This window comes from Enterobacter sp. P82, assembly GCF_037053385.1.
Taxonomy (GTDB): Bacteria; Pseudomonadota; Gammaproteobacteria; order Enterobacterales; family Enterobacteriaceae; genus Enterobacter.
Genome location: NZ_JBALHX010000005.1, coordinates 1 through 21,041, shown reverse-complemented (window position 1 = coordinate 21,041; position 21,041 = coordinate 1). Strand labels below are relative to the sequence as shown.

14 protein-coding genes and 1 rRNA gene are annotated in these 21,041 nt (G+C 54.0%); 3 read left to right on the top strand and 12 right to left on the bottom strand.

Annotated features, from left to right (window positions below; translation table 11 throughout):
• Window positions 1-13: 13 nt before the first annotated feature.
• From WB237_RS18925 to bcsR, 8 genes are all read right to left on the bottom strand, one after another.
• Window positions 14-1,300, bottom strand: coding sequence for a dicarboxylate/amino acid:cation symporter (locus tag WB237_RS18925; protein ID WP_336215386.1), 1,287 nt, complete (start codon window positions 1,298-1,300; stop codon window positions 14-16).
• Window positions 1,301-1,459: 159 nt separating this feature from the next.
• Window positions 1,460-3,466: a biofilm formation regulator HmsP gene (gene hmsP, locus WB237_RS18920; protein ID WP_236919857.1), complete on the bottom strand. Its 2,007-nt coding sequence runs from the start codon at window positions 3,464-3,466 to the stop codon at window positions 1,460-1,462.
• Window positions 3,467-3,585: 119 nt separating this feature from the next.
• Window positions 3,586-7,068, bottom strand: coding sequence for a cellulose synthase complex outer membrane protein BcsC (bcsC, locus tag WB237_RS18915; protein WP_336215383.1), 3,483 nt, complete (start codon window positions 7,066-7,068; stop codon window positions 3,586-3,588).
• Entirely contained in the window at window positions 7,050-8,156 is a 1,107-nt protein-coding gene (gene bcsZ, locus WB237_RS18910; protein ID WP_316942664.1) for a cellulose synthase complex periplasmic endoglucanase BcsZ, read from the bottom strand. Before bcsZ ends, bcsC begins: the two co-directional genes overlap by 19 nt.
• Window positions 8,157-8,162: 6 nt before the next feature.
• Window positions 8,163-10,583 (bottom strand): cellulose biosynthesis cyclic di-GMP-binding regulatory protein BcsB, encoded by a 2,421-nt coding sequence (gene bcsB, locus WB237_RS18905; protein WP_336215381.1) that lies wholly within the window; start codon window positions 10,581-10,583, stop codon window positions 8,163-8,165.
• 10 nt (window positions 10,584-10,593) lie between these two features.
• Window positions 10,594-13,209, bottom strand: coding sequence for a UDP-forming cellulose synthase catalytic subunit (gene bcsA / locus WB237_RS18900; protein ID WP_336215378.1), 2,616 nt, complete (start codon window positions 13,207-13,209; stop codon window positions 10,594-10,596).
• Window positions 13,206-13,958 (bottom strand): cellulose biosynthesis protein BcsQ, encoded by a 753-nt coding sequence (gene bcsQ / locus WB237_RS18895; protein WP_336215376.1) that lies wholly within the window; start codon window positions 13,956-13,958, stop codon window positions 13,206-13,208. Before bcsQ ends, bcsA begins: the two co-directional genes overlap by 4 nt.
• A gap of 11 nt (window positions 13,959-13,969) precedes the next feature.
• Window positions 13,970-14,158 carry a cellulose biosynthesis protein BcsR gene (bcsR, locus tag WB237_RS18890; RefSeq protein ID WP_008503237.1) on the bottom strand — a complete coding sequence of 63 codons (189 nt, stop codon included), beginning with the start codon at window positions 14,156-14,158 and terminating at the stop codon, window positions 13,970-13,972.
• 172 nt (window positions 14,159-14,330) lie between these two features.
• On the opposite strand from bcsR, the gene bcsE reads away from it, so the two are divergent.
• The 3 genes from bcsE to bcsG are packed head-to-tail and all read left to right on the top strand — an operon-like array spanning window position 14,331 to window position 17,756.
• Window positions 14,331-15,893 (top strand): cellulose biosynthesis c-di-GMP-binding protein BcsE, encoded by a 1,563-nt coding sequence (gene bcsE, locus WB237_RS18885; RefSeq protein ID WP_336215372.1) that lies wholly within the window; start codon window positions 14,331-14,333, stop codon window positions 15,891-15,893.
• Window positions 15,887-16,084 (top strand): cellulose biosynthesis protein BcsF, encoded by a 198-nt coding sequence (gene bcsF / locus WB237_RS18880; protein ID WP_114980146.1) that lies wholly within the window; start codon window positions 15,887-15,889, stop codon window positions 16,082-16,084. Before bcsE ends, bcsF begins: the two co-directional genes overlap by 7 nt.
• On the top strand, window positions 16,077-17,756 hold the full coding sequence (gene bcsG / locus WB237_RS18875) for a cellulose biosynthesis protein BcsG (RefSeq protein WP_114980145.1): 1,680 nt from the start codon (window positions 16,077-16,079) through the stop codon (window positions 17,754-17,756). The genes bcsF and bcsG overlap by 8 nt, the downstream gene beginning before the upstream one ends.
• A gap of 44 nt (window positions 17,757-17,800) precedes the next feature.
• Here the strand turns inward: bcsG and WB237_RS18870 are convergent, their stop codons facing one another.
• From WB237_RS18870 to rrf, 4 genes are all read right to left on the bottom strand, one after another.
• Window positions 17,801-18,793 carry a glycosyl hydrolase family 8 gene (locus WB237_RS18870; protein ID WP_336215368.1) on the bottom strand — a complete coding sequence of 331 codons (993 nt, stop codon included), beginning with the start codon at window positions 18,791-18,793 and terminating at the stop codon, window positions 17,801-17,803.
• A gap of 7 nt (window positions 18,794-18,800) precedes the next feature.
• A complete protein-coding gene (gene birA / locus WB237_RS18865; protein WP_108091158.1) occupies window positions 18,801-19,772 on the bottom strand; it encodes a bifunctional biotin--[acetyl-CoA-carboxylase] ligase/biotin operon repressor BirA in 972 nt (323 codons plus the stop codon).
• Entirely contained in the window at window positions 19,769-20,797 is a 1,029-nt protein-coding gene (gene murB / locus WB237_RS18860) for a UDP-N-acetylmuramate dehydrogenase (protein WP_336215364.1), read from the bottom strand. The genes birA and murB overlap by 4 nt, the downstream gene beginning before the upstream one ends.
• Before the next feature lie 124 nt (window positions 20,798-20,921).
• Window positions 20,922-21,037, bottom strand: a 5S ribosomal RNA gene (gene rrf, locus WB237_RS18855).
• Window positions 21,038-21,041: the final 4 nt, after the last annotated feature.

Below are 21,041 nucleotides of genomic sequence, written 5' to 3'. Positions count from 1 at the left end.
ATTTGTGACAAGATTAAGAGGTTAAGCCAGGATTTTTGCTGTCAGTTGAACGGTTATTCAGCGTGTCGTCGAGCTTTTTGTGATCCAGTTCTTTCACCAGTTTCGCCACCACTACCGTTGCTACGCCGTTACCCACCAGGTTGGTTAACGCACGCGCCTCAGACATGAAGCGGTCAATACCCAGAATCAACGCCAGACCCGCCACTGGCAGGTGACCCACTGCAGAAATGGTGGCCGCCAGCACGATAAAGCCACTGCCTGTTACGCCCGCCGCACCTTTAGAAGAGAGCAGGAGCACCACCAGCAGGGTAATCTGATGGAAAATATCCATATGACTGTTGGTCGCCTGAGCGATAAACACAGCCGCCATCGTCAGGTATATCGAGGTTCCATCAAGGTTGAAGGAGTAACCCGTCGGGATCACCAGACCGACCACCGATTTCCGGCACCCTAGTTTCTCCATCTTATCGAGCATACGCGGCAGCGCCGACTCAGAAGAAGACGTCCCCAGAACAATCAGCAGCTCTTCACGGATGTAGCGGATGAATTTGAAAATACTGAAGCCTGTCGCGCGGGCGATAGAACCCAGTACCACGACCACGAAAAGGATACAGGTGATATAGAAACAGATAATCAGCTGACCCAACTGCACCAGCGTACCAACGCCATATTTACCGATGGTAAAGGCCATCGCACCGAAAGCACCAATCGGCGCCAGGCGCATGATCATATTGATGATACCGAAGATCACCTGCGAGAAGCTTTCAATCACATTGAAAATAAGCTGACCTTTGCTGCCCAGACGATGCAGGGCGAAGCCAAACATGACCGCAAACAGCAGCACCTGCAGGATGTTTCCGCTGGCGAACGCGCCGATGACACTGCCAGGTATTACGTCCAGCAGGAAGGCGACGACGCCCTGATCCTTCGCTTGATCGGCATAAACCGCGACCGCTTTGGCATCCAGTGTTGACGGGTCAACGTTCATACCCGCACCTGGCTGCACCACGTTAACGATGATAAGACCGATAATCAGCGCGAGGGTACTGACCACTTCGAAATACAGAAGTGCCACAGCGCCGGTGCGACCTACCGCTTTCATGCTTTCCATGCCCGCGATGCCCGTCACTACCGTACAGAAGATCACCGGGGCGATGACCATTTTGATGAGCTTAACGAACGCGTCGCCAAGCGGTTTCATTTGTGCGCCCAGTTCTGGGTAATAGTGACCCAGCAGAATACCGATGGCGATGGCTGTCAGGACCTGGAAATAAAGACTTTTGAAGAGTGAGGTTTTCATAGGGTGTCCTTGGGAAGAAAAACCACAGGCTTTGTAAGGTTATGGTTAACCTGCGGCTTTAAAATAACACCCACATAACAGGACAGAAATAAACTCAGTTCAAATTTGAAACACAAATGTTAAGAATTTTGAGCTGACTCGCACAAGCCAGCAACAAAATTACACTTTTGCGTTATTGTCAGGACCAGAAAGGTATCGTTGTTCAAAGACATCCGAAGGAACAGCACGGGCAAAAAGGAAGCCTTGTCCGCTCTCCACGCCCGCCTCTGCCAGCCAGGCGCGTTGCGCTTCGGTCTCAATCCCCTCGGCAATAAGATGCAGGTTCAGGCTGCGTGCCATCTGGATAATGGCCTGCACCATACTGCTGTCGTCCGGCAGGCCGTCGACAAACGCTTTGTCAATTTTGAGCACATCCACCGGAAGAGTTTTCATGTGCTGAAGCTGGCGCAACCCGGCGTACCCCATGCCAAAATCGTCCAGTGCAATGCGAATGCCGGCATTACGCAGCGGCTTCAGAATCGCCACCGCCTCATTAGGGTCGTCAATGCGTCGGCTCTCGGTCACTTCCAGGGTTAACGTATCAGGCTTGATTCGGTAACGATGGATCAGCTCCAGCATCTCTGAAACCATGGTCGGGTGCATAAGCTGCAGGGCTGACAAATTGACCGATAACGGCAGCGTCACGCCCCGCTCCTGCCAGGCAGCTAGCTGACGGCAGGACTCTTCAAGCACCCAGTAACCGACGGTGACCATCAGACCACAGGATTCGATGCGCTCAATCAGCCCCTCCGGTAGCTCCCATGAGCCATCCGGCTGCTGTACACGGAGTAGCGCCTCAGCACTTTTCACTTCTCCCGTCAGTAAGTTCACCTGCGGCTGTAACCAGAGGGCAAACTGACGGTTATCCAGCGCGGTCAGGATATCGCTCTCTTCGGTCAGGCGCTGTTGCGCCTTTTCCATCTGTTCCGGGTCGAAGAACTGGATCTGATTTTTCCCTTTGCGCCGGGCGGTAAAGGCCGCCGAGAACGCGCGCCGATATAGCTGTTCCGCGGTCAAGTCGCCATAGTACATCGCGATACCGATGCTGGCGCTTGGACGAAGCTGGATACCCTGAACAGGCAAGCGTTCATTAATGACAGTGAGTACTTGCTGACCTAATGTGATCGCATGCCAGGGCTCTTTCACGCCGTTGGCAATAACAACCAGGTCATAACCACTGACCTGAGTCAGTACCATGCGCGGGGCAAGGACAGACTTCACTTTTTCCACCAGCGTCAGGAGCAACATTTCGCGCTGGCTCTCCTTGAGCACGCCAGCCGTGTCCTGCAAGGTCTCGCAGGCGATGACCATCAGCGCCGTGGTTTGCTGGCGCGCAACAGTCTGCTCCAGCATCGCCATCAAAAACGCTTTATTGGGAAGCTCGGACACCGGGAAGCGAGTGGCGCTGTTGCTTAACTCATCCTGTTGACGCTGAATACGCTGTTGATTGAGGTTATAACTGCGCACCAGCATACCAATTTCATCGTCATGATGCAGACGCGGCAGCTCAAGCTGATGCCCCATCTGATCCTGCGGCGCAAGTGCATTCAGCTCGCGGGCGATACGGCGCAGCGGATGTACAATCAGGCGGTTAATGCACCAGGTTAGCGCCACGCTGAGGATCAGCGTCATAAGTAAGCAAGTGGTCACTAACGTAACCACCCAGCTCATGACGAACTTATACATGCGATAGGAATCCGCCTGTAACACCAGATAGGCCAACGGCTGCGGATTAGCAGGACGTTCAAGCGAATAGACCGGCAGTGAAATCTGCACCGGCAGTTCAAACAGGCGCATCACCATCATCGGGACGGGGCGTTCCGGGATAAAGCTCATCCGCAGCGCCTGAAACTGGTTAGGCAGCACAACATCCGCCCGGCTTACGACACCAGCCGGCTGAATGCGTTTCAAAATGGTTTCCGCTTCGGGAATATCCCCTTTCAGGATAGAGGCAGAGAGTGGGCCTCGCACCGAGCGGGCGATACTTTCTAACTGCGAAGCCGTGTTATAGCGATTCTGCTGTACGGAATGAAACAGCAAAATTACGCAAAAGAGCAGGACAAACAGCATGGTGACGGCAGAAACCATCGCCATCTGCTTGATCGTTAAAGAACGGCTGACACGCAAAATGACTCTCCACAAAACTCGAAGCGCAGGGCGCACCAGGGTGTAAACCTGGCGCGCCTGAGTATACCCGATTGCTACGCTATTAAGAGAGACTTACAAATGGATTAAGGAAAATCCGATTACCAGTCCGCGTAAGGGATGAGCGGCTGCGGCGGTAAATCCATATCGCCCTGCCAGCCTGCAGCAGAGTAGCGTACATACAGCAACGCATGGCTTGGGGTATAGTCTTTCGCTTCCTGAATATCCACTCCCATGCCCACAAACCAGTTGGACGTTACACGACGTTCGATAATAGCCCGCGCGGTATAACCTGTGCCTGAGGAGCTGCTGCCGGTTTCCATCGCGCCCCGGTCAGTATAGCGGCCTGGCTCATCGGTCGGGATCAGACTCTGGATCGGGTAGCGCAACTCGTCTTTGGTTTTTGAATGAGACCAGGATACCGAGCCACCCAACTCCCAGGACCAGTTTTCCGTGCGTTTACGCCAGGTCACTGGCAAGGCGAAGGAGACATACTCCTGCGGGCTGTAGTAGCCGCCCTGACCCAAAGAATACCCACTCAGATCTTTGTCGTAGTGCCACAACATGTTGGAGACGCCGACCGTCAGGCGCTCATTGTTTTTATTAATCAGCTTGTAGTAGTAACCCGTCATCCAGCGGACGCGCCAGTTATCTTCCACATTTTTACCCGTCAGCGTTTCTGCATTCAGGCTCGACCAGACACCGTTCGCCTCGCCTTTGTCATAGCTGACACTCACACCACCACCCGTAGCACGCACGCCACCCCAGGTGGTGCCGGTATTGGTGTCTTTTTGCCCGGCGAAGGCCAGCAGAGAACTGGATATTGGTCGGCGGTGGGCGTTAACGGTATAGCCGATTGGCCCCAGATCGCTGCTGTAACTGATACCGCCGACCACGTCGACGACATCAAAGCCCATTGGCGTGGTACCAATATCCATCGCCCAGGTTTTATTCTGCCAGCCAACGGCGACGCTCGCACCATTGTCTGACTGATGGGTGTTGCCGCTACACGGTGTCGCTGAACAGGTACCCCAGGTCGGATCGTACTTCCCGTCCTTCGTCTCAAACGATCCGGCATCCATATTGACCAGATCGCTGCGGAAGAACATACGTCCATCAGAGAGCGGGGCATCAACCTGCAGCATGGTGGTGTGCGCTTTTAGATCAGAATAACCGCCCGTACCGCTGGAGCCCCAGTAATCATGTTGCAGCGTGACGTTAACATCCTGCTGGCGGTACAAATCACCGGCATCACTACGCACGCCGCGCTTCAGCCAGTCATCTTTTTCATCATTACGCATCAAACGGGTGAAGCTGTCGTTGTCGGTCGGGCGCGTCGTCGTGATGCCAGACGAGACCATCGCATCTTTATAGGTATCCAGCGCCTGCTGAGGTTGGCCGTTTTGTGCCTGGAAACGCGCAGCATCACGTAATACCAGCGCGTTTTCCATGGAGCCGGGTTGCGATTTGGCCTGCGGGATGATTTTGTTGAATGTTTGTTCTGCGGCAGCGGAATCACCCAGACCGGCCTGCGCCATCGCAATCCGGCGTTGCATATTGAGCGACAACGGCTGACCATTTTGCGCGGCCGGCAATTTTGCCAGTTCGGCGCGCGCGGCATCCTTGTCACCTTGCGCACTGTAAATTTCAGTCAGACCGAGGATCGCATCTTCGTTCTGCGGCTCACGCTGCAACACGGCACTGTAAGCCGCTTTTGCCTCATTAAGATCGCCGCGCTGTTGTGCCCAGTCTGCCAGAGTTAAGTCAATTCGGGTGGAGGTCGGTTGCTGGCGGAGGAGATTTTCTGCCTCCTGCTCTTTGCCGCTGTCGCGCAGACGGTTGGCGGTTTCCAGCACCTGGTTGCTTTGCAGGCGGTCGGCCAGCTCCTGAATGTTGCTATTCCACTGGTTACGCGGAAGCGTGTCCAGATGCGCCAGGGCAGCCCGGTCCTGATCGTTTCCGGAAAGATACAGCCCGGTGGCATACACCTGATCCGGGTCAGACGGTTTCTGGCTGGCAAGCTGACGCATCAGGGTATCCGCCTGGCTACGCTGGCCCGCGCTGTAGAGATCGCGCGACAGTCGGTATGTTATCCACACGTCGCCAGGAGAGAGTGCCAGACGGCGACGCTGAATTTCTGCTGCCTGAGCGTATTTACCCTGATTCTCCAGCTGTTCTGCCTGGGCTGAAAGCTGCTCGTTGGTCAGACTACGTTCAATATCATCAATGCTCCGGCGCTGGCTGGCAGACAGCGACTGGATAAACTGTGAAGCTTTCTCAGGAGACTGCGCGCGGTAAATATTGGCAAGACCACGAACCGCATTGCTGTTGCCGCTGTCCATACGCAACGCCTGGCGATAATAACGTTCTGCCGCGTCGTTATCTTTACGCGCTGCCGCGACATCCCCCAGCCCCAGCACAGCATAACTGTCGGTATTGTCTATATTGCGTGCCTGCTGATAGTAACGCTCTGCCTGCGCTGGGTTATTCGCCTTCAGCGCCGCATCCCCTTGCTGGATCAGCAGCCAGTAACGGTTAACTTTCAGCAAACTGTCCCATTTGCCCCGGTTATCACTCTGGGGATCGAGGGCAATCGCCTTTTCGAACTGTGCCACTGCGCGGGCGCGATCGCCTTTCTGGGAATAAGCCTGCCCCAGGGCCCCCACTGCCTCACTGTCGGCATGGTTGGCGCTGACGGCTTTTTGCAGTTCAGCTACCGCCTTACCACCCTGTCCGGCATCCACTGCGGCCAGTCCTTCCGCTTTCGCACGGAACGCCGGGTCAGCAAGCTGTTTTTGTTGTGCTTCAAGCTGTGAGCGTGCCGCCGCGACATTATCACCGTCGCTGAACACGCTCAGATATTTTTGCAACGCGCTGACGCTGGCGCTGCTGGCAGGCTGGCCTTTTATCTGCTCATACCACAAATCTGACGCCTGATTGCGGCCATTGGTAGATTTAGCCATCTCCTGCAACACCGCAAAGCCTTCATCGCGCCGTCCACTCTGGAACAGAAGTTGAGACAGCGTTGCCTGCAGCTGTGTATTTCCGGGGTTACTGGTATTTATTTTCTTGAGCTGGTTAATCGCTGCATTGCGGCGGGCAGGATCTTTCGCCACGACATTCCAGTATTCCGTCGCAAGGTCGCCACTCGGTGGGTTGCCGCCAAACAGCTTGTCATAGGCGGCAATCGCCTCCTGAGTGTGCCCCGTCGTAGCAAGCAATCTGGCCTGCTGTAGCTGCTGGCGACCATCAGGGGTGGAGAGCAACATCGTATTACGTGATGACTGATACACACTGGAGCCCGGCGCGATCCCTTTCAGTCGATCCAGCTCTTTTTGCGCACCACCGGTATCACCCTGACGAAGCAGGTAACGAAAGCGTGCGGCGATGACGTCAGGGTTGTTCGGGTCAATCAACTCAAGACGATAAAGTGACTGTCGAACCAAATCCTCACGCTGAGTTGATTCACCCAGCCGAACCTGTTCCAGCAGTTGTCTCTGCTGGGGAGAGTTAGCGGCCTGAGCCAACGGCATCAATGCCAGGCCAAGCGATAAACTGAGTAGACTTACTGTGAACTTGCGCATTCCTGGCCCCAATCCGGTATTAATTCACCTTTAGCGGTGAAGCGAAAACGATGCTGATCCCATCCTTGCCCAAAGAGAGTCAGTACGTAACTGTAATAGGCATTATTATCGGGAAAATGGTCTGCAACGCGCTGGCGCTGAACCGCCTGGGCATCACGTTGTTGTAAAAAAGGTAGCATCGCGGCAGAGAAACCGACCGGGCCCTTACCCGTGCGTTTTCCACTCGCCACATCCATTTTCTCCGGCGGCACACCGTGTTTCATTGTCATTGCCGCCATCGGCTGGAAGCGCGTCAGTAGCCGGGCTTTCTGGGGATCGTTATCACTCATCATCCCCACCCAGAGGTAGACGCGAATGGCGTCGTAGCCCCCTACCAGCGTCTTATCCTGTTGTAACCGCCAGCCTTTGTTTTTCTGATACTGCACCCAGTCCGGCGAAAAACCTTTCGGCGCACTCTCCAGCAGCAAACGGAGATTGGTTTCACGAAGGGTCGTCCACGGAGCACCGAAGCGCGTGAAATAGCTCGCTAACTGCGGAGGTAAATAACTGGGGTTGAAGCGCCAGCTTTTCTCTTCGGCAAAACCCACTTTGCCGGGAAGCAGCATCGCGCCGAGACCGGGCACTTTTACCACTTCCTCGCTGACAATGCGTTTCAGCAGTGCCTTACCCGTACGGGTATACTCCGGATGCTTCCACAACCGACCCGCCTCAAGCAGCGACCATGCGATCCAGACATCGGCATCTGAGGCGGAATTGGTATCAATAACCGCCCAGTTTTCTTTGTCTTTCTGTCCCCATAGCCAGGCCGGCAGGTGGTCACTGAGATTGCCACTGGCAAGGTTATCGCGCGTCCACGTCAGCAACTGGTCAAACGCTTTGCGATCGTTCGCGGCCAGGGCAAAGAACAAGGCGTAGCTTTGCCCTTCTGACGTCGTAATTTTGCGCGTGTCACTGGGATCAATGACACGCCCGCTCTCACTGATGTAATCCTTTTTAAACTGCTCCCAGGCAGGCCAGGTACAGGCGGCGCGAAGGGGAAGTGCCGCCAGCATCAACGCTGCTAATGCACACCAGCGAAAGGCTTTCATCACATCTTACTCATCCGGATTAAGGCGACGACGACTGATGATACGCAGCAGACGCCACAGCACCCACGCCAGCAGAACCACACTGACCGCAGCCAGGATGGCGAGCAGAACCGGATGGTTAGCCAGCGCATACCACAGACGTTCGAACCATGGCAGATGACCGACGTAATACACATCACCCACGCGCAGGCTGTTGACGCCAGACTCACGGATCACCGACACCGAACCAAACATCGCGGCACGTTTACCGCTGTCGTTCATCGCGGTGTTGAGCAGTTCATACCCGCGCGGGCTGTCCGCAAGAAGAGCCACAACGCTACGTTGCTCGTTGTAAGGTGACTGGAAGCCCACCACTGCGGCCATGGCTCCCTGAGACGTTACGGTCGTCTGCACGCTGGCCTGGCGATCGTTAACATCCGGCATAATGCTCGGGAACTCGGTCTGGCGCATCGGGGTGTTAACCCATGACTGAGCCGCTTTCACCAGCAGATCGATACGTTTGTCATCCTTCAGCTTATCCGGGATGGTACCGATCACCATGATGTCAGCATCTTTGTTCTGGATCTGGCTACCATCATCAGTCAACGTGACGTTAATTGCCGGTAATCCTGTCTGTGCTCCTACGGTCGCCATGGTATCCAGCAGCGTTGTCACCTGCCCTTCATTTGGCGCTTTTGGCATAACGACAATGGACTCAGAGAGATCGGCCATACGGCTGAACGGGAAGCCCGCATTAGCAAATGCACGCAGATCTGGCATCGCCAGGAAGTGATAGTACTTCGAGAAGTCGATGGTCGACTCATCGCCAATCACAACGTGGTTCTGTACAGGCTGGAAGGTCACGCAGTTATCTATCGAACCGCCAGGCATCGGGTTCATGTACTGGAAATCAAAGCGTAACTGGTTCACCGCACCCAGCTTCAGCGCCGGGATAGAGACATCCGTTTTCCCGTCCAGCAGCCCCTGCAACACTGGCAGGCGAAGCATCAGTCGGCTAGTATCCTGCGTGCTTTGCAGGCTGAAAGATTGCAGGAACTGGTTGTTCAGGCTGATATCCATGCGCGAGCTGTCTTTCGTTACCGGCGAGGTGTAACGGTAGTTCAGATTGATATCAATCCCGTTGGTACGCAGCAGGTACAGATCCGGCGGCAGATTCAGTGACAGGCTAATTGGTGCAGGCTCAAGCCCGGTCGCCTGCAACTGCTCTTCGTACGTTTTCAGTTCACCAAATGTCACTGCACGGTCAGTACGTACCCAGTTTGGCGCATCGTAAGGTTTACGCGCCAGCAGTGGCTTAACTTCATCCACAACGACACTGTTACCGCGGAACAGGACATTGCCCTGAGCAATCGCTTTTGCGGCCTGCACCAGATCTTTATCATCACGACCAAAGACCACCAGCAGCTTCACGTACGGGTTATCCGGGTGGCTTACCATTTCAATGGTTGGCGCTTTGACGTCTGGATGATCGCGAAGGAAGGCTGGTCGTTTGGCATTGGTCGCAAAGACGATCGCGTTTCTGTCCGGCATTTTATCGTACATCACCGGGAAGCTCTGGCCGCGCCAGCCGGAACGCGAACCAAACCAGGATGCCACAATCGTGGCCGCGAGTTGCTCAGTCACATCCGGGGACGAGGCGAAGACCATCGGCAGGGTTAGCGAACGGTTGTCACGCGGATCAAAGAACGGAATGGGGAACGCTGAGAGATCGTTTTTCAGCGCCAGTGACTGGTAGGTCATCTGCAGCGAGGAGTTGCGCCCGACATCCATCCACAGTGTGTTGCTGGCCGGGTTTTCACAGACATCACGGTAGTGGCCGACAAACTCCAGACGGATACGGTTAAAGTCGGTGATAAACAGCGGGTTGATCGGCACCTGAGCCTGTGTTTTTTTACCCAGTTGCTCCTTCGTAACGGGCAGAACGTCCATCAGCTCGTCATTCAGGTAAACCTTCAGCTGAGACTGCACGGGTAACAGCGACGGAGATGGGGTGTATTCAAGGTTCAGCACCGCATTAGAGATAACCTCATCGCTGCGCATACCAAACTCAATACCGCCGTTAGGGTTGATGCCGCGCAGCACCATACTTCCCGGAGGGGGCGCAATTTGCGCAAAGGTCAGCTTCACATCCCGTGACGGGGCATTGTCCGCGACAACGGGCGCATTTGCGCCCCGGACGCCCGGCATCACCTTCCCAATGACCTGGTTGTCTGCCGGCAGGGTGTTCCCCTCCGTTGGCTGGTTCGGAGTGATGTTTTCTGTTTGACCGGGTGCCGCAGTGACAACCGCATCGGTTGCTTGCGCGACTACAGGCACCGTTGGCGCAGGCGTTGCCGCTGCGTTATCAGGTGCTGCATTAGCCATTGTTGCGGGGATTGCACTCATCCCCATTGCCACTGCACATAACCAGGAAAGTTTTGTTTTCATCGCGTTATCATCATTGTTGAGCCATAACCGGGTCCGCCTGCTTCGCCTCATCCCGCTCAGGACGACGAGGAATGAACGACACGACCCAGGAAACCAGCGAAGTAAGTGACCGGAAAATTATTTTCACCGACGACGGGGCAAATTCTGCAAGGTGACGATAGCCACGGAACCCCAGCTTCAGAATATCCAGCAGGCTTTCCAGAGGTTTATCTTCCGGGAAGCTGTCCTGCCAGAGAGCCCACGTATCCGCGCGGGCAAACGTACACTGCACAAAATCAATATGCTGCTTTTTGGTCAACGGCATCAGCTGCAGACCGACTTCATCCCCGGCCACACGAACAACTTGCGTCGGGAAGACATACTCCTGCTGACCACGTTTAAGCAGCAGGTTAACTTTTTGCCCTTCCAGCACTTTCGCCTGACCGTTGATTTTGATCCCAAGACCACCGTCAGAGAAGTCGTGCACGGTACAGGAGAAGAGATGTCCATCTTCACGGGCAAGCGCTGCAGGCATACAGATTTCAACACGATGCGCACGACGTACCTGCTTGCTCTCTACCGACACGGCAACTGCGCCACCGAGGATAATCAGGTTGTAGAACACCCATGCCATACTCACAAACACGGTCAGGATCTCGTTTTCCGGGCCATAGAAGTAACGCCAGATACCCGCGATAACGCCAACAATGTTCAGCAATACCAGGAAGATATACGGACGGGAGATCACCCAGTCGACGTATTCCTCTTCCACCAGCCCCCCCTTCGCGGTGACGTTAAATTTACCTTTGTGCGGGTTAATCAGCGCCACCATCGTTGGTGGGGCGATATACCAGGCCAGTACCGTTTCGTAGATTTCACTCCAGAATGAATGGCGGTATTTACCCTGAATCTTCGAGTTCGTCAGGCTCGCGTGGATCATGTGCGGCAAAACAAACAGCGCAATCATCAGCGCGGGGGCGTAGATGATATAAGCGTGAAGAAGCAGGAAGGCCAGTGGCGCAGTCAGGAAGATCAGCCGCGGGATACCGGACAAGAAGTGGAACATGGCGTTGACGTAGCAAAGACGCTGCGCCAGCTTGAGCCCTTTCCCAATCAGGGGGTTATCGAGACGGAAAATCTGCACCATGCCGCGTGCCCAGCGAATACGCTGGCCAATGTGCGCCGACAGTGACTCCGTTGCCAGACCGGCGGCCTGGGGAATACGCATATAGGCAGAGGTATAACCACGACGATGCAGACGCAGCGAGGTATGCGCATCTTCGGTGACCGTTTCGACCGCAATACCCCCAATTTCATCCAGCGGTTTGCGGCGGATAACCGCACAGGAGCCGCAGAAGAAGGTGGCATCCCACATGTCGTTCCCGTCCTGCACCAGGCCATAGAACAGCGTGCCTTCGTTCGGAGTTTTACGGAAACGGCCAAGGTTACGTTCAAACGGATCCGGCGAGAAGAAGTGGTGCGGCGTCTGCATCATCGCCAGCTCTTTCTCTTTCAGGAACCAGCCCATGGTCATCTGCAAGAACGAGCGCGTCGGTACGTGGTCGCAGTCAAAGATCGAGACAAACTCGCCAGTGGCATACTTCAGCGCGTTGTTGATGTTCCCGGCTTTTGCATGCTCGTGAGTCGGACGGGCGATGTACTCGACTCCCACCTCTTCCGCAAACTGACGAAACGCCGGGCGATCGCCGTCATCGAGGATCCAGACTTTGAGTTTATCTTTTGGCCAGTCGATACCCAGCGCGGCATAAATGGTGTTTTTCACCACGCTCAGATCTTCGTTGTAGGTGGGCACAAAGAGATCAACCGACGGCCACTGCGCGGTATCTTTTGGCAGCGGAACCGGCTGGCGGTTGAGCGGCCAGATCACCTGGAAATAGCCCAGCACCAGTACAATCCACGCGTAGGTTTCTGCAAACAGCAGAACCAGGCCGCACACCAGGCTGACCGGATCGTCCCAGTTCAACGTTGAGGTATAACGCCACCAGATGTAGCGGCAGGAGACGGTCAACGACAATACAATCAGCATCAGGGCTGAGAAGCGACCCGGAATACGGCGAACCAGCAATGCCACGCCCCACAGCAGGATCAGGAAGGTGAACTGTGCCAGCGGGTTAAAGGGTTGCGTAATACAGACCAGCGCCAGGATGAGCGAGAAGACGACGATCACGCCGAGAATAAAACGCCGCAAGCCCGGGTGGAGATGCCCGAGCTCTTTATGGTTATCCAGGTGGCTGGTCTTATCGGTAACGCTATCGGGCAATTTATCCAGCCACTGATGGTAGCGTTCACGTAACTGCTGAACGCGAGAGAAGCTGCGCCAGTGCGGCACTTTTTTCTCTGACCGGGGGGACGTAGCCACCAGCCAGATGGCCTGAATGAGGTATCGCGCCGGATCCAAAGGCCGTGGCCGGTCCGGGTTAATGTGCGGATATAACTCGCTGTGCCGCGCACGTATGCGCTGCCAGCGCGGGTGTTCGAGTGGAATGAACATCCAGGCCAGAATCATCCAGAAACAACCGAGCGCGGCACTAAATGACGAAGCACCATGCCGGCGAAAATGCCGGTAATGTTCGCTCAAACGCGAACTGACCGGCGGGATGAGTAACCAGCTGGCGAGACGACTCATACCGAACTCCCTGCAGGGTCCGCCGCGTTGGCGAAGTTCAACAGACACCAGTTAGCCAGTGTGAGAATCTCTTCTGCCGCCAGTGAATCGCTGCGGTATTCTCCGAGCGGTTGCTTAGAGGCAAGGCATTCTGCCATTCCCTCATCACGATGGATGACAATCGGAAGCAAGCGACGCTGGCTTTGCAGCCACACCTGATACAGATCGTCCTGGATCTGGCTGCCAATGCGTAAATCGTTAATTAGAATATGTCCATTCTGAGGCAGCCCTTGCTGATGTAAACGGATATGGCAATTCGCATCAACGTTCACGATGGAGAGGACATAGTCGCACTGCGCGATAAGCTGTCGGGTCAGCGTGCCGGAGCCATGCGGCAGATCCAGCAGGATCCATTTATAGTGCCCTTTTTCTTTCAGGCTCTGCAGCGCAAGCGTGAATTGCGAAAACAGACGCTGATAAGCCGCCTCATTTTCGCGTTCCACAGTGGTCAATTGACCAAAAGGCAGTAAATCAAGATGGGAGGTATAACGCATACCCGCATCCCGCCAGTCTTTATCATCAAGCAGTGCGCGAGCCCAGCCCTCTTCGCGCGTAAAGTCGACATTAAACGACATACGCAGCAAATTATCGGCGCAGGCATCAATAACCAGCACCGACTCACCTAAAAGCTGTAATGACCACGCCAGCGCCGCAGTCACGGATGTGGTACCCACCCCGCCACGGATGCCTTGTAATCCGAGTATGGCCATCAATGGCTCCCTTATTGTTGATGGGCAAATTCAGCTAATAACGGCCAACGTTTAATAGCCGCAGCCAACTGTTCCCGCTGGGAAATATCGGTGTAATCTATTTCAGGTAAAGAAAAAGCCTGCGTAAGCGCCAGAAAATCATTCTGGAATGTGTAACCCAGGGTTGAGTCGACTGGGGTACCGGGTTCATTATTATCCATTCTCTTCCATCCCTTTGAGTAAAATCGCATGTTCAGAAGTTGCGAGGCATCCTGCCTATCAAATTTCATTTACATGCTAAATCTGATGTTCTTTAATTTCAATGTTAGGTTTATTTCTACGCTTTCGCTAGTAAACTGAGATACAGATAAATTAGACGAAAAGAGGGACACCGTGGACTCCATATTTTCTATTGGCATCCAGTCATTATGGGACGAATTGAGCCACATGCCAGTCGGAGGAGTCTGGTGGATTAATACGGACCGAAATGAAGATGCTATCAGTCTGGTAAACCAGACAATTGCCGCGCAGGATAAGGATTCCCGTGTAGCCGTCATTAGCATGGGCGAAGACCCGAAGAAAATTATTTCGCTCGAAAGTGACCGCGGACCGCAGTCTGTGCGATTATTTTCCATGTCATCGGAAGTCGATAGTCTATACTTTTTGTCCCGCGACGTTCAGTGCTCTATTGATCCGGATCACCATCTGGTGATCCTTAAATGTGCGAATAACGTCCTGCAAAATATCCCCGCAGAAAAACTGCTGACCTGGCTGGAAAAAATCAATAAATGGACAAAGTTTCAAAATTGCACGCTATTGATAGTCAATCCTGGTAGTAATAATGACAAGCTCTTCTCACTTTTAATGGGTGAATATCGCTCCCTGTTTGGTTTGGCAAGTGTGCGTGATCAGGTCGGTAGCTATCTCTACGACATTGCATTCTGGTGCAATGAAAAAGGTGTGAGCGCCAGACAACAACTGACCCTTAAACATATCGAGGGTAGGTGGCACCTGGCAAAGCAAGAAGAAACCGTGGTGCAACCGCGCAGTGATGAAAAACGGATTCTGAGCCATATTGCGGTTTTAGAAGGAGCACCTGCACTGTCGGAAAACTGGTCACTGTTTGAATCTAACGAAGCGCTTTTTCATGAAGCCCGCACAACCCAGGCAGCAACGATTGTTTTCTCGTTGATGCAGAATAACCAGATTGAGACGCTGGCAAGGCAAATCCACACCTTACGTCGCCAGCGCGGAAGTGCGTTAAAAATTATCGTGCGCGAAAAAAATACCAGCCTGCGCGCCACCGATGAGCGTCTGCTTTTGGGCTGTGGTGCCAATATGGTCATTCCATGGAATGCGCCGTTGTCGCGCTGCCTGACGCTTATCGAGAGCGTTCAGGGCCAGCAGTTCAGCCGCCATGTCCCGGAAGATGTGTCCACATTGCTCTCCATGACGCAGCCGATGAAACTGCGTGGGTACCAAAAATGGGATACCTTCTGCGACGCCGTTAGCAACATGATGAACAACACCCTACTTCCGGCAGACGGAAAAGGGGTCATGGTTGCCCTGCGCCCTGTACCGGGTATTCGCGTTGAACAGGCCCTCACGTTATGCCGTCCGAACCGCACAGGGGACATCATGACCATTGGCGACAATCGTCTGGTACTGTTTTTATCCTTCTGCCGGGTAAACGATCTCGATACTGCGCTTAACCACATCTTCCCGCTGCCGACCGGGGATATCTTCTCTAACCGTATGATCTGGTTCGAAGATAATTCTATCAGCGCAGAGTTGGTGCAGATGCGCGCCCTCAAGCCAGAACAATGGGTTAAACCGCTCGCTATCAAGAGTGAGGTTAAACCGATTCTCAATGCCAAATATGATGGACATGTCTGGCGTCGGGTTCCGGAACCCCTTCGCTTATTAACTGAGAATGGGGAGAACGCACCATCATGAGTATCAGCGATATCATTCAACTGGTCGTATTTTGTGCGCTGATCTTTTTCCCGCTTGGCTACTACGCGCGCCATTCAATACGCCGTATCCGTGATACGGCCAGAGTGCTGTTTGTAAAACCTCGCTATGTAAAACCAGCCGGAACACTGACACGGGCATCACACGTCAAGGCAGACCGAAAACATGACTAATTCTACCTATACCGCTTCGTCACCCTCGCCGCTGTGGCAATACTGGCGCGGCCTTTCTGGCTGGAACTTCTACTTTCTGGTGAAGTTTGGTCTGCTTTGGGCAGGCTATTTGAATTTCCATCCTCTTCTCAACCTGGTGTTTATGGCCTTCCTGCTGATGCCTTTGCCAAATATCAGGCTGCATCGCTTACGCCACTGGGTGGCCATCCCTGTCGGCTTTGCGCTGTTCTGGCATGATACCTGGCTACCGGGGCCGGACAGCATTATGAGCCAGGGATCGCAGGTTGCCGGGTTTAGCGCCAGCTATGTCCTTGACCTCACTGAGCGCTTTATTAACTGGCAGATGATTGGTGCCGTTTTTGTGCTGCTGGTTGCCTGGCTATTTCTGTCGCAGTGGGTCCGCGTCACGGTGTTTGTCGTCGCCATTATGATTTGGCTTAACGTGCTGACGCTTGCAGGTCCCGGTTTTTCTCTGTGGCCGGCGGGTCAACCGACCACAACTGTCACCACCACCGGCGGCAGTGCGGCGGCAACCGTTGCGACCGCGGGCGATACACCTGTGGTGGGTGATATCCCCACCCAGACCGCACCACCGACCTCCACTAACCTGAACGCCTGGCTTTCCAGCTTCTATACCGCGGAAGATAAGCGACAGACTAAGTTCCCGGATGCGCTGCCGGCAGATGCTCAACCCTTTGAACTGCTGGTGATCAACATCTGTTCACTCTCCTGGGCAGATGTGGATGCAGCAGGTTTGATGTCGCATCCTCTGTGGTCACATTTCGACATTCAGTTTAAAGATTTCAACTCTGCTACCTCGTACAGTGGCCCGGCGGCAATTCGTTTGCTGCGAGCAAGCTGCGGCCAGCCCTCACATAAAAACCTGTACCAGCCTGCCGGAAACCAGTGCTATCTGTTCGATAACCTGGCAAAACTGGGCTTTACACAGCATCTGATGTTGGGTCATAACGGTGTGTTTGGTGATTTCCTGAAAGAGGTTCGTCAGGAAGGGGGTATGCAGGCACCGCTGATGGATCAAACGGGTCTGCCGGTTTCGCTGTTGGGCTTCGACGGTTCACCTGTTTATGACGACACTGCCGTGCTGCAACGCTGGCTGCAGACCATCGAAAAGGACAATAATCCTCGCAGTGCGACATTCTTTAACACCCTGCCGCTTCACGATGGTAACCACTTCCCTGGCGTGAGCAAAACAGCGGACTATAAGGTGCGTGCGCAGAAGTTCTTCGACGAACTGGACGCATTCTTCACGGAGCTGGAAAAATCAGGCCGTAAAGTGATGGTGGTTGTGGTACCAGAGCATGGTGGCGCGTTGAAAGGTGACAGGATGCAGGTGTCTGGTCTGCGTGATATCCCAAGTCCGTCCATTACCAATGTGCCTGCAGGTATTAAATTCTTTGGTATGAAGGCTCCTCATCAGGGCGCGCCGATTGAGATCACCCAGCCAACCAGCTATCTGGCCATTTCCGAGCTGGTTGCCCGTGCCGTTGACGGGAAGCTATTTGTGGAAGACAGCGTGAACTGGGATCAGCTCACCAGCAATCTGCCGCAAACGGCAGAAGTCTCTGAGAACGCCAACGCAGTGGTTATTCAGTACCAGAACAAACCTTACGTTCGCCTGAACGGCGGAGATTGGGTACCTTATCCGCAGTAAAATGGCATTGCTTCCCTCTCCCGTCGGGAGAGGGAATGCTCAGATTATTGTTGAGCGATCCACACCAGCATTTTCAGGCTTGCTGAATAGTAATCATCTTTTGAGGTGATTTCGGGTTCTGTGGAAGACTGTCCCATCGTTAAATCACGTACTGCCAGCAGACCCCCTTCCATCATGTAGGGTGCATACTCGTTAGTCGTGACGTTAACCCAGGCGGGAGTTTGTTCCCGGGGAAATTGACCGAACCAGGCTCGCCACGGCGTCAGCAGTGGGCTTTGCTTATCAACCCAGGCCACATACAGCGGAATACGAATCGCATCGTAGCTCATTCGCGGTTCCCAACCTTTGGCCGGAGCCAGCTTGCCACCCGACGCCAGAGAGACCCAGTCAGTGGGCAGATTCGCTTTACCCGAGCCCATTTTCCCCAGCAGGCGTTCTCCATCCTTAATCAATTCACGCCAGACCGCTAAATGACTACGCCCGGCAAAGGCCTGCCATGCCGGAAACACGAAATAGGAAGGGTTCAGTACCACTTCACCATCAAGGTTAAACCCCTGGACACCGGGTAGCATCACCCGGTAACCCGCATAGCGGATCACGTTGTGCTCAATCAGTGCTTTTGTAATTGCATCCGATGCAGCGCTGTAGCGTTTGTCATGCCAGCGCGCGTCGGCTTTTAACAGTGCCCAGGCAATCAGGACATCGCCATCTGAGGCGTTGTTCTTGTCGGCAACCGGGTTGGATTCTGCGGGGTTATAACGCCAGTAAAACAGGCCGTTCTCTTTGTTTTTAAGCTGACTGTCTGTCCATTGCCAGAGCTTATCGAACGTGGGTTTATCGTTGTTGGCCACCGCCATCAGCATGGCGAAACCCTGACCTTCCGTATGCGAAACGTCACCATTGCCGGTATCGACAATGCGGCCTTCCGGTTTGAAAAAGCGTGCCTTATAACTTTCCCAGGCCTGACCCGCCTGAGAGAGAGGAGAGAAGAGCAAACTCATCATCACAGCCAGCGTAGCGCAGACGGGTTTTCGCATAATTAACTCATTCCGGTTGTTCAGCACTTCGCAGTGAAATTTCACCGCCCACCCACGGCTTGATCACACCATCCTGCTCCAGAAGCAATGCACCCTGTGCGTCAATGCCACGGGATGTTCCGTAGATCTCTTTATCACCAATCAGTAATTTCACCGGGCGGTTGATAAAGTTATCCAGCTTTTCCCAACGAGACAGGAAGGGTGCCAGCCCCTCCTGTTCAAAGAGGATGAGTGAGCTGCGCAATTCCTTAATCATACGCACGGCGAGGGTGTTACGATCGATGACGATCCCTGCTTCCTGAAGATTAGTCCAGGCCTGATTCACCACATCATTTTGTACATTGCGCATAACCATGTTGAGGCCTGCACCAATAACGATTTGCGCCGCATCGCCTGTTTTTCCTGTCAGTTCGACCAGGATACCTGCAAGCTTACGATCGTTCAGATACAGATCATTAGGCCATTTAACACGCACTTTATCAGCACCCAGATCGTGCAGAACTTCTGCCATGACAATGCCAATAACCAGACTCAGGCCAATAGCGGCAGCAGGCCCCTGCTCAAGACGCCAGTACATGGACAGATAGAGATTGGCGCCAAATGGCGAGAACCATTTGCGGCCACGACGGCCACGACCAGCCTGCTGATACTCCGCAACACAGGCATCCCCGGATTTCAGCTCAGGCAGACGATCCAGAAGATACTGGTTCGTCGAATCAATCACTGGCAGCACCGCAACATTGCCATATCCAATCTGGTTACGGATCGCTTCTTCATTCAGCAATTGGATTGGCTCCGGCAGGCTGTACCCTTTTCCGGGAACCGTGAAGACATCCACACCCCAGTCACGGAGGGTCTGGATGTGTTTGTTAATGGCGGCACGGCTCATGCCGAGTTGCTCACCCAACTGCTCGCCAGAATGAAACTCACCGTCGGCAAGAATGCCAATCAGTGTTAACGGGATGGTATTATCCTTCACGCAATGGTCTCCACGGCATTCACTTCACCTGTGCGGCCAATGAAGCGAACTTCTGGCTCCAGCCAGACATTAAATTTTTCGCCCACACACTGACGGACATGGTGTGCCAGCTGCACAACATCGCTGCCGGTCGCATTGCCCTGGTTAATCAGAACCAGGGCCTGCTGACGATGCACTGCAGCCCCGCCCTTCGTGGCACCTTTTAACTGGCACTGATCGATGAGCCAGCCCGCAGCCAGCTTCACGCTGCCATCAGCTTGCGGATAATGTGGTGCAGCTGGCCATCCAGCGAGAAATACTTTTGCATTTTCGCCACTAATGACTGGGTTTTTGAAGAAACTCCCGGCATTTCCATTCACTTTTGGATCGGGAAGTTTGGTCATTCGCATATGGCAAACAGACTCAAACACCTCACGTGCGGTTGCAGTTGCAGGGTCAAGACGTGTTAAATCACCATAGGTGAGGACTGGTTTCCAGTTTTTCGCCAGACGCAGACCAACGGCCACAATCACATAGCGATCCTGGTACTCATGTTTGAAAATACTGTCGCGGTAACCAAAACGGCACTGTTCGGCCGTCAAGCGCTGAGCCGTTCCGGTCGCCAGTTCAATACAATCGACATATTCGCAGACGTGTTTCAGTTCGATGCCGTAGGCACCGATGTTTTGAATGGGTGACGATCCGGCACAACCTGGGATCAGTGCAAGATTTTCGAGGCCTGGCATCCCCTTCTCAAGGGTAAATTGCACCAGATGATGCCAATTCTCTCCGGCCCCTACGTGCAGATGCCAGCTATCAGCGCGCTCTTCCACATCAATTCCCATGATGCGGTTGACGATCACTGTTCCGGCAAAATCTTCGAGAAACAGGACATTACTTCCTTCGCCCAGAATCAGTACGGGTTCATCGTTTTCTGTTGCGCTTTGCCATGCACTCAGCAATTGCTGTGCAGTATCGGCACGTACAATGTTATTAGCATTCCGTTGAATGCCAAAGGTATTCCAGGGTTTAAGGGAGTGGTTCATAGACGCTATCCTGATGCAAAAACGGAGGTAGTTTACCGTATAAGCAAGGAGTTGGGGGATTTGTTTGTGCGCCGTAGAAACGCAAAAAGGCCATCCTTCCGGATGGCCTCTTCACTTATTTGATGCCTGGCAGTTCCCTACTCTCACATGGGGAGACCCCACACTACCATCGGCGCTACGGCGTTTCACTTCTGAGTTCGGCATGGGGTCAGGTGGGACCACCGCGCTAAAGCCGCCAGGCAAA

Coding starts and splice junctions, on each gene's coding strand:
- bcsA (WP_336215378.1), bottom strand. CDS start 13,209: ATGAGTCGTCTCGCCAGCTGGTTACTCATCCCGCCGGTCAGTTCGCGT.
- bcsZ (WP_316942664.1), bottom strand. CDS start 8,156: ATGAAAGCCTTTCGCTGGTGTGCATTAGCAGCGTTGATGCTGGCGGCA.
- bcsG (WP_114980145.1), top strand. CDS start 16,077: ATGACTAATTCTACCTATACCGCTTCGTCACCCTCGCCGCTGTGGCAA.
- WB237_RS18925 (WP_336215386.1), bottom strand. CDS start 1,300: ATGAAAACCTCACTCTTCAAAAGTCTTTATTTCCAGGTCCTGACAGCC.
- murB (WP_336215364.1), bottom strand. CDS start 20,797: ATGAACCACTCCCTTAAACCCTGGAATACCTTTGGCATTCAACGGAAT.
- WB237_RS18870 (WP_336215368.1), bottom strand. CDS start 18,793: ATGCGAAAACCCGTCTGCGCTACGCTGGCTGTGATGATGAGTTTGCTC.
- bcsR (WP_008503237.1), bottom strand. CDS start 14,158: ATGGATAATAATGAACCCGGTACCCCAGTCGACTCAACCCTGGGTTAC.
- bcsB (WP_336215381.1), bottom strand. CDS start 10,583: ATGAAAACAAAACTTTCCTGGTTATGTGCAGTGGCAATGGGGATGAGT.
- bcsC (WP_336215383.1), bottom strand. CDS start 7,068: ATGCGCAAGTTCACAGTAAGTCTACTCAGTTTATCGCTTGGCCTGGCA.
- bcsQ (WP_336215376.1), bottom strand. CDS start 13,958: ATGGCCATACTCGGATTACAAGGCATCCGTGGCGGGGTGGGTACCACA.